This window comes from Stenotrophomonas sp. a6 (genome assembly GCF_030913325.1).
Taxonomy (GTDB): Bacteria; Pseudomonadota; Gammaproteobacteria; order Xanthomonadales; family Xanthomonadaceae; genus Stenotrophomonas; species Stenotrophomonas maltophilia.
Genome location: NZ_CP133161.1, coordinates 2,573,381 through 2,586,403, shown reverse-complemented (window position 1 = coordinate 2,586,403; position 13,023 = coordinate 2,573,381). Strand labels below are relative to the sequence as shown.

Annotated in this window: 9 protein-coding genes; 6 read left to right on the top strand and 3 right to left on the bottom strand. The window is 65.7% G+C overall.

The features are described 5' to 3' along the window. Positions 1–50 precede the first annotated feature (50 nt). Both Q9Q79_RS11950 and betT read left to right on the top strand, forming a co-directional pair. Positions 51–440, top strand: a complete 390-nt coding sequence (locus tag Q9Q79_RS11950; RefSeq protein WP_005413725.1) for a VOC family protein — start codon at positions 51–53, stop codon at positions 438–440. A gap of 195 nt (positions 441–635) precedes the next feature. Next, positions 636–2,615, top strand: a complete 1,980-nt coding sequence (gene betT, locus Q9Q79_RS11945) for a choline BCCT transporter BetT (RefSeq protein ID WP_043035268.1) — start codon at positions 636–638, stop codon at positions 2,613–2,615. Positions 2,616–2,681: 66 nt separating this feature from the next. Here betT and Q9Q79_RS11940 read toward each other — a convergent pair whose 3' ends face one another. Both Q9Q79_RS11940 and Q9Q79_RS11935 read right to left on the bottom strand, forming a co-directional pair. Further along, a complete protein-coding gene (locus Q9Q79_RS11940) occupies positions 2,682–5,309 on the bottom strand; it encodes a TonB-dependent receptor (RefSeq protein WP_049396535.1) in 2,628 nt (875 codons plus the stop codon). 348 nt (positions 5,310–5,657) lie between these two features. After that, entirely contained in the window at positions 5,658–6,635 is a 978-nt protein-coding gene (locus tag Q9Q79_RS11935; protein ID WP_099561881.1) for a zinc-binding dehydrogenase, read from the bottom strand. Positions 6,636–7,065: 430 nt separating this feature from the next. Between Q9Q79_RS11935 and Q9Q79_RS11930 the strand changes: the two genes are divergently transcribed. From Q9Q79_RS11930 to Q9Q79_RS11915, 4 genes are all read left to right on the top strand, one after another. Then, on the top strand, positions 7,066–9,429 hold the full coding sequence (locus Q9Q79_RS11930) for a ribonucleoside-diphosphate reductase subunit alpha (RefSeq protein WP_057500464.1): 2,364 nt from the start codon (positions 7,066–7,068) through the stop codon (positions 9,427–9,429). A 213-nt stretch (positions 9,430–9,642) separates the two neighbouring features. Next, entirely contained in the window at positions 9,643–10,683 is a 1,041-nt protein-coding gene (locus Q9Q79_RS11925; protein ID WP_024957408.1) for a ribonucleotide-diphosphate reductase subunit beta, read from the top strand. Positions 10,684–10,708: 25 nt separating this feature from the next. Continuing rightward, complete coding sequence (locus Q9Q79_RS11920; RefSeq protein WP_012480523.1) at positions 10,709–11,176, top strand: flavodoxin; 468 nt, start codon at positions 10,709–10,711, stop codon at positions 11,174–11,176. Beyond that, positions 11,148–11,474 (top strand): thioredoxin family protein, encoded by a 327-nt coding sequence (locus Q9Q79_RS11915; RefSeq protein WP_043035264.1) that lies wholly within the window; start codon positions 11,148–11,150, stop codon positions 11,472–11,474. The genes Q9Q79_RS11920 and Q9Q79_RS11915 overlap by 29 nt, the downstream gene beginning before the upstream one ends. A 113-nt stretch (positions 11,475–11,587) precedes the next feature. Here Q9Q79_RS11915 and Q9Q79_RS11910 read toward each other — a convergent pair whose 3' ends face one another. Next, positions 11,588–12,919 (bottom strand): Nramp family divalent metal transporter, encoded by a 1,332-nt coding sequence (locus Q9Q79_RS11910; protein WP_043035263.1) that lies wholly within the window; start codon positions 12,917–12,919, stop codon positions 11,588–11,590. Positions 12,920–13,023 lie beyond the last annotated feature (104 nt).

Here is a 13,023-nt window from a genome sequence, read left to right as displayed (position 1 = left end):
GATGCCCGGCGTGCTCGCCGACACTGCGGCTTTCCACAAGGAGTGCCCGCATGTTCAGCCACATCACCGTAGGAACGAACGACATGGATGCCGCGCGCCGCTTCTACGATGCCCTGTTCGCCGCGATGGGGGCACGTCCGGGTGTGTTCGACGAAAAGGGTCGGCTGCTGTACTTCAAGGATGGGCGGATGTTCGGCGTCACCGCGCCCATCGATGGGCAGCCTGCATGCCATGCCAACGGCGGCACCATTGGTTTCACCCTCGACAGTGCCGAGGCCGTGCGCGGTTGGCAGGATGCTGGCGTGGCCCATGGCGGTACGGCCATCGAAGACCCGGCTGGCATCCGCAGCATGGCCGGGCGCCAGCTGTTCCTGGCCTACCTGCGCGACCCGGACGGCAACAAGCTGTGCGCGGTGCATGTGGTGCATGTGATGTCGTGATTGGACAGTACGCGCGTGGCCGCGATGCACGCGGTCCGCGCGCGGCTGCGCTCGCAGGTACGCTTCGGCGCGCGCGTGATAACACGGAATGGCGGGCCGGGCCTGTGACCACAGGCCGCAACTTCATGCTCTGTCCACTGCGGTTCAGCCAGAATCGACCGGCTAACCCTTTGATCTACCGGAGAACGCCGCCCCATGGATGTACTGGAGCCGCAACAATCCCCGGTGCGCACCCTTCGGCCTGTGTTCGCCTTCGCGGCGATCGTTGTCGTGGCGTTCGCGCTGTTCGTCAGCCTGTTCCCGCTTGGTGCGGGCCGCCTTCTGCTGAAGGCACAGGACTGGGCCGCACTCAATGTCGGCTGGTATTACCTGCTGGCGATGACCCTCTATCTGGTGTTCGTGGTCGGCGTGGCGCTGTCCAAGTACGGTGGCATCAAGCTCGGCGCCGACCATGACGAGCCGGAGTTCAGCTACCTTTCCTGGGCCGGCATGCTGTTCGCTGCCGGCATCAGCATCACCCTGTTCTTCTTCTGCGTTTCCGAACCGCTGACCCACTACCTGCAGCCGCCGCAGGGCGATCCGGCCGCGGGCGAGGCCGGCGCGCGCCAGGCCATGCAGCTGCTGTTCCTGCACTGGGGCCTGCACGGCTGGGGTGTGTTCGCGCTGGCGGCGATGGCCATGGCCTACTTCGCCTACCGCCACAACCTGCCACTGGCCCTGCGCTCGGCGCTGTACCCGCTGATCGGCAAGCGTATCAACGGGCCGATCGGCTACACCGTGGACGCGCTGGGCATCGTCGCCACCGTGTTCGGCATTGGTGCCGACATGGGCTTCGGGGTGCTGCACCTGAATGCCGGCCTTGCGCACCTGTTCAACATCCCGCATTCCAACCTGGTGCAGATCATCCTGGTGGTCAGCATGATGGGCGCGGCGGTGGCCGTGGCCGTCTCCGGCGTGGAGAAGGGCGTGCGCTGGATGGCCAACATCAACATGCTGCTGGCGATCGCGCTGGTGCTGTTCATGCTGTTTGCCGGGCCGACGCAGTACCTGTTCAGCACGCTGATGCAGAACCTGGGCGACTACCTGGGCAGCGTGGTCGGCAAGAGTTTTGATGTGTACGCCTATGGCGGCCGACCGGAATGGCTGGGCGGCTGGACGGTGTTCTACTGGGCATGGTGGATCGGCTGGGCGCCGTTCGTCGGCCTGTTCATCGCGCGCATCTCACGTGGCCGCACCATCCGCGAATTCGTGTTCGGCGTGCTGCTGATCCCGCTGGGCTTCACCCTGGCCTGGCTGTCGATCTTCGGCAACAGCGCGCTGGACCAGGTCCTGCACCACGGCCAGCAGCAGTTGGCACAGCTGGCGGTGGATGATCCACCGACGGTGCTGTATGCATTGTTGGATGGCTACCCGTGGAGCCGCACGGTGATCGCGGTGACGGTGCTGGTCAGCTTCATCTTCTTCGTGACCTCGGCCGACTCGGGGGCGGTGGTGTTGTCCACGCTGTCCTCGCATGGCGGTGCACCGGAGGATGATGGTCCGCGTTGGCTGCGTGTGTTCTGGGGCACGGTGATCGCCGTACTGACCGCCGGGCTGCTGCTGGCTGGGAGCATCGATGCGCTCAAATCTGCGGTGGTGCTGGCGTCGCTGCCGTTCTCGGCGGTGCTGTTGCTGATGATGTGGGGGCTGACCCGCGCCTTCAGTGACGAATCGCACCGCAAGCGCGCGCTGCAGTACCGGCCCTCGCCGCTGATCGGCGACGACCGCCACCACCAGGGCTGGCGCCAGCGCCTGAGCCAGGCCATGCATTTCCCGGTGCGCGACCAGGTCTACCGCTTCATGGACGACACGGTGAAGCCAGCGATGGAAGCGGTGGCCGAACAGCTGCGCGGGCAGGGCTGGGATGTGGCCACGCGCTTCGAGGCCGGCGACATGGAGCTGACGGTGAACCACGGCGAGCAGCAGGACTTCCTGTACCGGGTGATCCTGAGCGGCTACCTGACCCCGTCGTTCGCGGCCCAGCAGCTGCGCAACCAGCGCTACTACCGCGCCGAGGTGCACTTGTTCGAAGGCAGCCAGGACTACGACCTGGTGGGCTACAGCCGCAAGCAGATCATCAACGACATCATCAGCCAGTACGAACGGCACCTGCAGTTCCTGCACCTGAGCCGGTGATGGTAGTGCCGGCCGCTGGCCGGCAACGCGAACGGGGCGGCCCATCACCGCCGCCCCGTTGGCGCATCAGAACCGGTAGCGCGCCCCCAGCGAAATGAACTGCCCGCGCAGGTTGTACTGGCTGATGTCGAAACCATTGGAGCCACCGGCCGGGTCGAACGGCGGGTCCTTGTCGGTCAGGTTCAGCACCGACAGCGACAGCGTGGTGTTGGGAATCCCTTCGTACGCCACGTACAGGTCCAGCTGGTGATACGGCTTGATGCGATCACGCAGGCCGGGGTTGCTGGTCGCTGTCGCCACGCGCTGGTCATAGCCGCTCACGTACTGCAGGCTCAGCGTGCTGCTCCAGTCGCCCACTGCCCAGTTCAGCGACGTGGTGCCGCGGGTGCGCGGCAGTGCGCCGTGGCGGTTGTTGCCGGCCCCTTCATACGGTGCCTGACCGGCCACCAGCGGCTGCTTGAAGCTGAGCAGATGGGTCCAGCTGCCGGCCACGGTGAAGTTGCCCCAGCCTTCGGTGCGGAAGGTGCGGTTGGCTTCCAGATCCAGGCCCGAGGTGGTCAGTTCGCCCTGGTTGGCATACTGGTTGGTGATGAACTGGATGCGTCCCTGTGCATCACGCTGCACGCGGCCGGGGAACAGCGTCGGGTTGTCGACGATGAACTGCGCGCTGTCCGGCTTGACCAGGTTGTCCTGCTCGATGCGGTACCAGTCCAGGCCGATGCTGGTGTCGCCATCCGGCGACCACACTGCACCGACGTTGAAGTTGCGCGAGCGTTCGGCCTTCAGGTCCGGGTTGCCGGTACGGATGTTGGTGACGCCACGGCTGCCGCCGGGCTGCAGCGGGTCCAGCGGATCGATCACCGAGCCGTAGCTGACGGTCTGGCCCGGCGCGATCTCCGGCAGCGAAGGCGCGCGGAAGCCACGCGAGAACGAACCACGCAGCAGCAGGCTGTCCAGCGGCTGCCAGCGCAGCGCCACCTTCGGCGAGAACGCGTTGCCGAAGTCGTCATAGTGATCGCCACGACCGGCCACCTGCAGCTCCAGCGTGCGGTGCAGCGGCACGCTCAGTTCAGCGTAGGCGGCGCTGACCTGGCGCTCGCCGTTGACCACGTTGATGGCCGGGCGCAGTTCGGTGCCCGACAGCACCTGCGCACTGGTGCGCGCGTCCAGTGATTCCTTGCGGAACTCGGCACCCCAGGCGAAGCCGACCGCACCGGCCGGCAGCTCCCACAGCGAGGTCGAGGCCTTCACGTTCAACGAATGCAGCTTGTACCAGCCCGGACGCTTGGTCTGCAGGCGCAGTGCATCCAGTGCCTCCGGCGTGCTTGACGGGTTGAGGAAGTTGTAGCTGCCATCGCGCAGGATCTGCTCGAACGCGTAGCGGTTGACGAAGTTGTCGACGTATTCGCGCTGCGCGCTCTGCGAGGTCAGCGCCGCCACTTCCCAGTCCCAGCGCTCGCCGCTGCCGCGCACGCCGGCCAGCGCACGGTAGAACACCTGCGTGTTGTCCTTCAGGCGCGGGCCGAGATCGAAGAAGGTGTACTCGAACGGCAGCGGCGCGCTGCCCGGGTTGTTCGGGTGGCCGACGGGCAGCACCGCCGGCACGTCGATCAGGGTGCCGGTGGCCGGGTTGTACGCGCGCAGGCCGGGGCCGACGGTCAGCGGCGCGCTGAAGATCTGGTCGGCCTTGTTGTGGCTGTACAGCACATCGGCGAACGCTTCGACGCTGTCATTGAAACGGTAGGTCGCGCTCAACGACGCCTGCAGGCGCTCGGCGCCGGGCTGCAGGGTCTTGAACGGCTGCGCGTTGAAGGCGCAGGCCTGGCCGGGCAGGGTGCTGCCGAAATCGCTGTACGGGCGCAGCTGGCTGCCATCCGGGCAGTTGGCGAACGGTTGCGGTGCGCGCGGGTTGGACAGCCAGTTGCCACCGGCGGTGGACCAACCGGCCAGGCGACCGCCGGGCTTGTCGCGGAAATCGCCGCTGCGGGTGTAGGCACGCTGGTCGGCGTCGAGGCGATCACGCTTGAGCAGGTCCAGCCCGAACAGCACGTTCCAGCCCTGCTGTTCGAGGTCACCGAAGCCAGCCAGCAGGTTGGCCTTGCGCTCGTTCAGGCCGCCATGGGTGGCGGTACCGAAGCCGCCGCCGACTTCCACGCCCTGGAAGTTCTTTCGCAGGATGATATTGATGACGCCGGCGATGGCATCGGAACCGTACACCGCCGAGGCGCCATCCTTCAGCACTTCGATGCGTTCCACTGCGCTGATCGGCAGCGCGTTGAGGTCGACGAAGGTGTCCTCGGTGTTGAGCGCGAAACCGAAGTTGGAGACGCGGTAGCCGTTGACCAGCACCAGCGTGTTCTTCGGAGATAGGCCACGCAGGCCGATCGAGGCCGAGCCGGCGGCGAAGCTGCCGGTGTACTGTTCGTCGAAGCTGTTGCCGGCATTGGCCGACAGGTTGCGCAGCACGTCGGTGAGGGTGGAGCGGCCGGTCTGCTCGATCTGTTCGCGGCTGACGATCTGCACCGGGTTCGGCCCGGCGGTATCGCTGCGCTTGATGTTGGAGCCGGTCACCAGCACGGCGCCGAGGGTGGTGCTGTCCTTGCCGGTGTCGGCGGATTCAGCGGCGCCGGCTGCGCCGGCGGTGAGGCCCAGCGCGATCGCGCCGGCAAGCAGGTTCAGGGTGGTGCGGTACATGGAAGCGACAACGCCGAACGGGGGAGGAACCGTCAGTACCGCACGCAGGCACATGCGCCTTCCAATGACGAAAGCGCATTCAGTTATACATCACAGGTTCTTAACGAAAGTCGGTGCCTCCGTTGGAGCAGACCCACTCGGTGGGTGCGGCACCGATCTTTGGTGGGTGCGGACCGTTGGTCCGCACACCCTGCAGGGTCACAGCCCTTTCCCTGTGGAAAGAAGCCTCATCCCCCCGCGCTACGCGCGAGAGTCGACTGACAGTCGACTCTACCGGGACAGCGCCATACCGGGACAGCGCCATACCGGGACAGCGCCATTACCGGGGCAGCGCCATCCGCTGAGGCATCAAGGCCGCAGCAGCACCTTGCCGTTACGGCCCGAACCGGCGCCAGCCTTCGCTGCCTGGGCGATGTCGTCCAGTGCGAAGATCTGCTCCACCGGCAGGGTCAGTTCGCCGCTCGCCGCACGCTTCAGTAGTTCGCCAACCAGCCGGCGCTTGTCCTCCACCGCCATCGCCTGGCTGACCTTGCTGCCCCAGAAACCCTTCACCGTGGCTTCCTTGTAGATCAGGCCGCCGGCGGGAATGCGCATCGGTTCGCCGCTCATCACTCCGAACGACACCAGGGTGCCGTGGTGGCCGAGCAGGTCGACCAGGTCACCGCTGGCGTCGCCGCCGATGGAATCCACCGCGGCCGCAGCCTGTGCTTCGCCGGTCGCCTCACGCACGCGATCCTTCCAGCCGTCCAGCGAGGTGTCGAATACATGATCGATGCCCAGCGCCTGCAGCTGCGCGACCGCATCGGCATTGCGCACCAGGTTGGCCACATGCACGCCACGCGCCCTCGCCAGCATCGCCAGCGACTTGCCCACCGCGCCGTTGGCGGTGTTCTGCACGATCCACTGGCCCGGCTCGACGTGCAGGAACTCCAGCAGCATCAGCGCGCTCAGCGGCATGGCAATCAGCTGCGCGGCCATTTCGTCCGGGATCGCCTCCGGCATCGGAATCACCATGCGTGCCGGCGCGACGAACGCTTCGGCCCAGGTACCGTGTACCGAGGCGGCGGCCACCCGCTGGCCGATCTGCAGGCCGTCGACACCATCGCCAAGTGCATCGACCACGCCCAGCGCTTCACTGCCACCGATCGCCGGCAGGGTCGGCTTGCAGCCGTACAGGCCGCGCACGGTCAGCAGATCGTGGTTGTGGATCGAGGCCAGCACGGTGCGGATGCGCACCTCGCCGGGGCCGGGCTCGGGCAGCGGCGCATCGGCAATGGCAAGGACGTCGGTCGGATCGCCGAAGGAGGGGTACTGGGCAGCGCGCATGGGCGGTGTTCCGGGGAAAGTTGATGTTGTACCGAACTGGGGACGCAGGCGCTGTCGACAAGGCGCCGCAGGTGCAACACGGCATCCTGCGACTGATCGTCGCGACATGTGTTGATTACCGCATCTTGTGTTGACGAGTTCGGATATCCCCACTATGTTGTGGCCGTCACTCCCGGTCAGCCGCCGCCGCCGGACATGCAGCAAACGTCCCGCGGCCCGCCCCTGAGGCTTGCCGTGTCGACGCGGCCGCCATCGTGCGGACGCAGGTCGCCCCCACGGCCCGGATACCGGCCGCAGGCGCAGGCAGATGCCGACGACCTACGTTCCCGTGCCTTGGCAATCCACCCGTTCGCCCCGTGCGCCGGTATCGCGTTCAGGGCCGCCATGGCATCGACCGCCAACGCGCGCGCGAGCCTGGAGTTTCACCACCATGACCGACAGTACCTTCCGCGTGGCCGATCTGGCCGGCGCTGGCGACGCCTTGCGCGCCGGTGGCGAGCGCGTGCCGACCTGGATCACCAAGGAGGCCGGCAACCGCCGCCTGCCGTTCGAGGCCGAACGCCTGCAGCGCAGCATCGACGCCGTGCATGCCGAGTTCCCGCAGCTGGACGTGAGCGACTACCGCCGCGTGGTGCAGGCGATGGTCGAGCGCAAGCCCAGCATCAGCGCCGATGACCTGGTCGATCTGCTGATCCGCGAGGCCGAGTCGCGGGTGGACCTGGTCGCACCCGAGTGGGAACAGTTTGCCGCGCGCATCTACCTGCGCCGCCTGTACAAGCGCGCCAGCCGCAACCGCTTCTACGATGTCGGCCTGAAGTACGGCTCCTACGTGGGCCTGCAGGAAAGCCTGGCCGACCGCGGCATCTACAGCAACGACATCCTGCGCTGCTACTCGAAGGAAGAATTGCAGCAGGCCGGCGAGATGATCGATCCGGAGCGCGACCGACTGTTCGCCTACAACGGCCTGTACCTGCTGGCCACGCGCTATCTGGCCAGCGATCGCAGCCGCGAGGTCTACGAGCTGCCGCAGGAGCGCTGGCTGACCATCGCGCTGTACCTCATGCAGGAAGAAAAACCGCGTGAGCGGCGCATGCAGCTGGTCGGCGAGGCGTATTGGGCGCTGTCCAACCTGTACATGACGGTCGCCACACCAACGTTGGCCAATGCCGGCAAGGTGGGTGGGCAACTTTCCAGTTGCTTCATCGACACGGTGGATGACAGCCTGCAGGGCATCTATGACTCCAACACCGATATCGCCCGTGTGTCCAAGCATGGCGGCGGCGTTGGCGCCTACCTGGGCTATGTGCGCAGCAGCGGCGCGCCGATCCGTGGCGTGGCCAATTCCTCTGGCGGCGTGGTGCCGTGGATCAAGCAGCTCAACAACACCGCGGTGTCGGTCGATCAGCTTGGCCAGCGCAAGGGCGCGGTGGCGGTGTACCTGGACATCTGGCACCGCGACATCGAAGCGTTCATGGACCTGCGCCTCAACAACGGCGACCAGCGCCTGCGCGCGCACGATGTGTTCACCTCGGTGTGCGTGCCCGACCTGTTCATGGAGGCGGTGGAGCGCCGCGCCGACTGGTACCTGTTCGACCCGCACGAGGTGAAGCAGGCCAAGGGCTGGTACCTGCAGGACTTCTACGACGAGACGCGCGGCGCGGGCAGCTTCCGCGACCGCTACGCCGAACTGGTGGCCGACGAGCGCATCAGCCGCCGCACGGTGAAGGCCATCGATCTGTTCAAGCGGATCATGCTCAGCCAGCTGGAGACCGGCAACCCGTTCCTGTTCTACCGCGACGAGGTCAACCGCCGGAACCCGAACAAACACGCGGGCATGATCTATTCCAGCAACCTGTGCACCGAGATCCTGCAGAACATGAGCCCGACGCGGATGATCCAGGAGATCGTCAGCGGCGACCAGATCGTCACCACACGCCGTGCCGGCGATTTCGTGGTCTGCAACCTGTCCTCGATCAACCTCGGCCGGGCGATCAGCGCACCGGATGACCTGCTGGCCACCGATGTGCTGGAGCGCCTGATCCCGATCCAGGTGCGCATGCTCGACAACGTGATCGACCTCAATGCGTTGCCGGTGCCGCAGGCCACGATCACCAATCGCAAGTATCGCGCCATCGGCCTGGGCACGTTCGGTTGGCACCACCTGCTGGCGCAGCAGGCAATCCAGTGGGAATCACCGGATGCCGAAGAATTGGCCGACCGCCTCTACGAACGCATCAACTTCCTGACCATCCAGGCCAGCGCGCAACTGGCGAAGGAGAAGGGCAGCTACCCGATGTTCGCGGGCAGCGACTGGCACAACGGGCGTTACTTCCGTGACCGCGACTACAGTGGCGCCGCGTGGGACAGCCTGGCCCACGAAGTGGCCACGCACGGCCTGCGCAACGGCTGGCTGCTGGCGGTGGCGCCGAATATGAGCACCGCGCAGATTGCAGGCTCCACGGCCTCGATCGACCCGATCTACAGCGCGTTCTACTACGAGGAAAAGAAGGACTTCCGGCGGCCGGTGGCGGCGCCGGGCCTGTCGCTGGAAACCTGGCCGTACTACGAGAAGGGTGCCTACAAGGTCGACCAGTTCGCCAGCGTGCGCCAGAACGCGCGCCGCCAGCGCCATGTCGACCAGTCGATCAGCTTCAACCTGTACGTGCCCAGCACCATCCGTGCAAGCACGCTGCTGGAGCTGCACCTGAGCGCTTGGCGCGAAGGCCTGAAGACCACCTACTACGTGCGCTCCAACGACATCGACATCAGCGAATGCGAGTGGTGCTCCAGCTGATCAATGGTAGTGCCGGCCGCTGGCCGGCAACCCCGTGATCTTCGGTAGTGCCGGCCGCGGGCCGGCAACCCCGTGATCTTCGGTAGTGCCGGCCGCTGGCCGGCAACCCCGTGATCTTCGGTAGTGCCGGCCGCTGGCCGGCAATCCCGCGATCTTCGGTAGTGCCGGCCGCTGGCCGGCAACACGATAGAAAGAGAACGAAGGCAGAAAACCATGGCAACTCCCCTCGACCGCATCAAGATCCTCGAACCTCGCCATCCCAACCGCAGCACCGGCATCATCAACGGCCGCACCAGCGGCATCCTCAACTGGAACGACATCCCGTACCCGTCGTTCTATCGGGCCTACAAGGAGCTGTCGACCAATTTCTGGATTCCCGACGAGGTCGACATGAAGCTGGACGCCCGCCAGTACGGCGAGCTGAACGCGCGCGAAAAGAACGCCTACGACTCCATCATCGGCCTGCTCGCCACGCTCGATTCCCCGCAGACGCGCTTCATCTACAACGTGGCCGAGTACATCACCGACCCGGCCGCGCACGCCAACGCGGCGATCATCGGGCAGCAGGAAGTGATCCACAACGAGAGCTACAGCTACGTGCTGGCCTCGATCACCGACCTGCCGAACCAGAACCGCATCTTCGAGATCGCCCGTACCCACCCGACCATCATCAAGCGCAATGCGCCGATCATGGGGGCGTATGACGATTTCATGCGCGAGAAGACCGCCGAGACTCTGCTCAAGTCGTTGATCCAGTCCTCGATCCTGGAGGGCATCAATTTCTATTCCGGGTTCGCGTACTTCTACAACATGGTGCGGCAGAACCGCATGAATGGCACCGGCAAGATCATCAGCTTCATCAACCGCGACGAGCTGGCGCATACCAAATTCATCAGCGAGCTGATCCGCGCCATCATCGGCGAGAACCCGGAGCTGCAGACCAATGAGCTGACCGCCTACGTACACCAATCGTTCGAGCATGCCATCGAGCTGGAGACGCAGTGGTCGTCGGAGGTGCTGGATGGCATCGACGGCATCGACGTGGACGAGATGGTGCGCTACGTGAAGTACCGCGCCAACAAGATGGCCGGCATGCTCGGCATCGAACGCCTGTACAGCGATACCACCGACAACGTGATGCCGTGGATCAAGGCCTACGCCGACAACTTCACCGAAACCAAGACCGACTTCTTCGAGATGCGCAATGCAAGTTACAAGAAGACCAACGTCGACAACGGCTTCGACGACCTGTGAGTCCGGCGCCGCGCTGAGCATCCTGGTGGTGGTCGCCTCGTTGAGCGGCAATACCCGCGAACTTGGCCGGCAGATTGCCGAGCGCTGCCGCGCTGCCGGTCATGCGGTTCACTGGCAGGAGGCCGACGACCTGCGCCAGGCGCCGCCGCTGGCGGCCGACGAGGCCGACCTGGTGCTGCTGGGCTGCTGGACCGACAACGCCGGCCGCACGCCGTCGGAGATGAAGGCATGGGTGGCCGGCATCGCCGAACGCGGCGAGCGGCCGCGGCAGCTGGCGGTGTTCGGCACCGGCGAAACGCAGTGGGGGCAGGAGTACTACTGCGGCGCCGTGCACCGCCTGATCCGCTACTTCCGCAGCGACTATCCGCCGCTGGAAATCGAACAGATGCCGCATGGGCAACGCCATGCGGGGGCCATCGAGGCCTGGACCGACGCGGTCCTGGCCCACTATTGGAGCAACACCGATGCAGATCATCGACGCCACCACGCCTGAGCAGTTCCAGCAGCTGCTGGCCGAGCACCCGCGGGTGCTGGTGGATTTCCACAAGGACCAGTGCCCGGGGTGCCGGATGCTGGAGATGTCGTTGCACCGGGTGGCCAACAGCGCGGCGGGGCAGGGAACGACCCTGCTGCGCGTGCAGCTGGAAGTGCTGGGTGAGGCGTTCTTCAGGGAGCTGGGGCTGCGGCAGACGCCGACGCTGTCGCTGTTCCGTGACGGTGACGAACGTACGCGCCTGGCCGGATTCCAGTCGCCGCAACAGATCGAGGCCGCGATCGCGTTGCATCTGTAGCGTGGAGATGGTGGGGTCGGATCCCTTGCCAGAGGCAAGGGCTCTGACCCCGCATCGTGTAAAGGCATCCACGCATGGCGTGGATCTACTGGGTCCAACCCCTGGATCTGGCATCACCCGCCGCTGAAGGTATCCACCAGCAGCTTCACGTTCAATACCACGATCACCAGCGCGATCACCCAGGCAATCGCACCCAGCAAGCGCGGTGCGACCAACGCGCCCATCGTCATCTTGTCGGTTACGATCCGCACCAGTGGGATGATCGCGAACGGCAGCTGCATCGACAGCACCACCTGGCTCAGCACCAGCAGCTTTACCGCGCCCTGGTCGCCGAACAGCATGATCACCACCACCACCGGAATGATTGCCAGTGCGCGCGTGATCAGCCGCCGCAGCCACGGCGGCAGGCGCAGGTGCAGGAAACCTTCCATCACGATCTGGCCGGCCAGCGTGGCGGTTACTGTCGAATTCAGGCCCGACGCCAGCAGGGCCACTGCGAACAACGTCGCCGCCGCGCCCACCCCCAGCATCGGCGCCAGCAGCTGGTGGGCTTGTTCGATGTCTTCCACATCAAATCGGCCATTGGCATGGAACACCGCCGCCGCCAGGATCAGGATGCTGGCGTTGATGAACAGTGCCAGGGTCAGCGCAAGGGTGCTGTCGGTCACCGCCCAGCGCAGCGCGCTGCGACGGCCCTCATCGGTGCGCGGGTAGGCACGGGTCTGCACGATCGACGAATGCAGGTACAGGTTGTGCGGCATCACCGTGGCACCAATGATGCCGATCGCGATGTACAGCGCGTGCGGATCGGTCACTACCTGCGCGCGCGGAATGAAGCCGCCCAGCACGTCCATCACCGGCGGTGCGGCCAGCGCGATCTGCACCATGAAGCAGCCGAAGATCACCATCAGCAGCGCGATCACGAAGGCTTCCAGCGCCCGGAAGCCGCGGTTCATCAGCAGCAGCACCAGCAGCGTGTCCAGGGCGGTGATCACCGCGCCCCACAGCAGCGGCAGGTCGAACAGCAGCTTCAATGCGATCGCGGTGCCGATCACTTCGGCCAGGTCGCAGGCGATGATCGCCGCCTCGCACAGCGCCCACAGCGCCAGGTTCACCGGCTTCGGGTAACGCGCGCGGCAGGCCTGGGCCAGGTCCATGCCGGTGGCGATACCGAGCCGCGCAGACAGCGCCTGCAGGATCACCGCCATCAGGTTGGAAATGAGGATGACCGACAACAACAGGTAGCCGAAGCGCGAACCGCCGGCGAGGTCGGTGGCCCAGTTGCCCGGGTCCATGTAGCCGACCGAGATCATGTAGCCCGGGCCGAGGAAGGCCAGCAGGCGGAACCACCAGTGACCCTTGTCGGGCACCGCCACCGAGGCGTTGAGCGCACCCAGGCTGGCCGCAGTGGAGGCCGAAGGGTCGCGGGGCGCCAGGGTGTTCATGGGTCCGAATATAGCTCCTGCTATAGTCATTAGCAATGTGAAACAATCGTCTTTATCGCGTTACTGGTCCAGAATTCAGGTTCAACACCGGATCACCCCGGAAG

Coding starts and splice junctions, on each gene's coding strand:
- Q9Q79_RS11940 (WP_049396535.1), bottom strand. CDS start 5,309: ATGTACCGCACCACCCTGAACCTGCTTGCCGGCGCGATCGCGCTGGGC.
- betT (WP_043035268.1), top strand. CDS start 636: ATGGATGTACTGGAGCCGCAACAATCCCCGGTGCGCACCCTTCGGCCT.
- Q9Q79_RS11910 (WP_043035263.1), bottom strand. CDS start 12,919: ATGAACACCCTGGCGCCCCGCGACCCTTCGGCCTCCACTGCGGCCAGC.
- Q9Q79_RS11930 (WP_057500464.1), top strand. CDS start 7,066: ATGACCGACAGTACCTTCCGCGTGGCCGATCTGGCCGGCGCTGGCGAC.
- Q9Q79_RS11915 (WP_043035264.1), top strand. CDS start 11,148: ATGCAGATCATCGACGCCACCACGCCTGAGCAGTTCCAGCAGCTGCTG.
- Q9Q79_RS11925 (WP_024957408.1), top strand. CDS start 9,643: ATGGCAACTCCCCTCGACCGCATCAAGATCCTCGAACCTCGCCATCCC.
- Q9Q79_RS11935 (WP_099561881.1), bottom strand. CDS start 6,635: ATGCGCGCTGCCCAGTACCCCTCCTTCGGCGATCCGACCGACGTCCTT.
- Q9Q79_RS11950 (WP_005413725.1), top strand. CDS start 51: ATGTTCAGCCACATCACCGTAGGAACGAACGACATGGATGCCGCGCGC.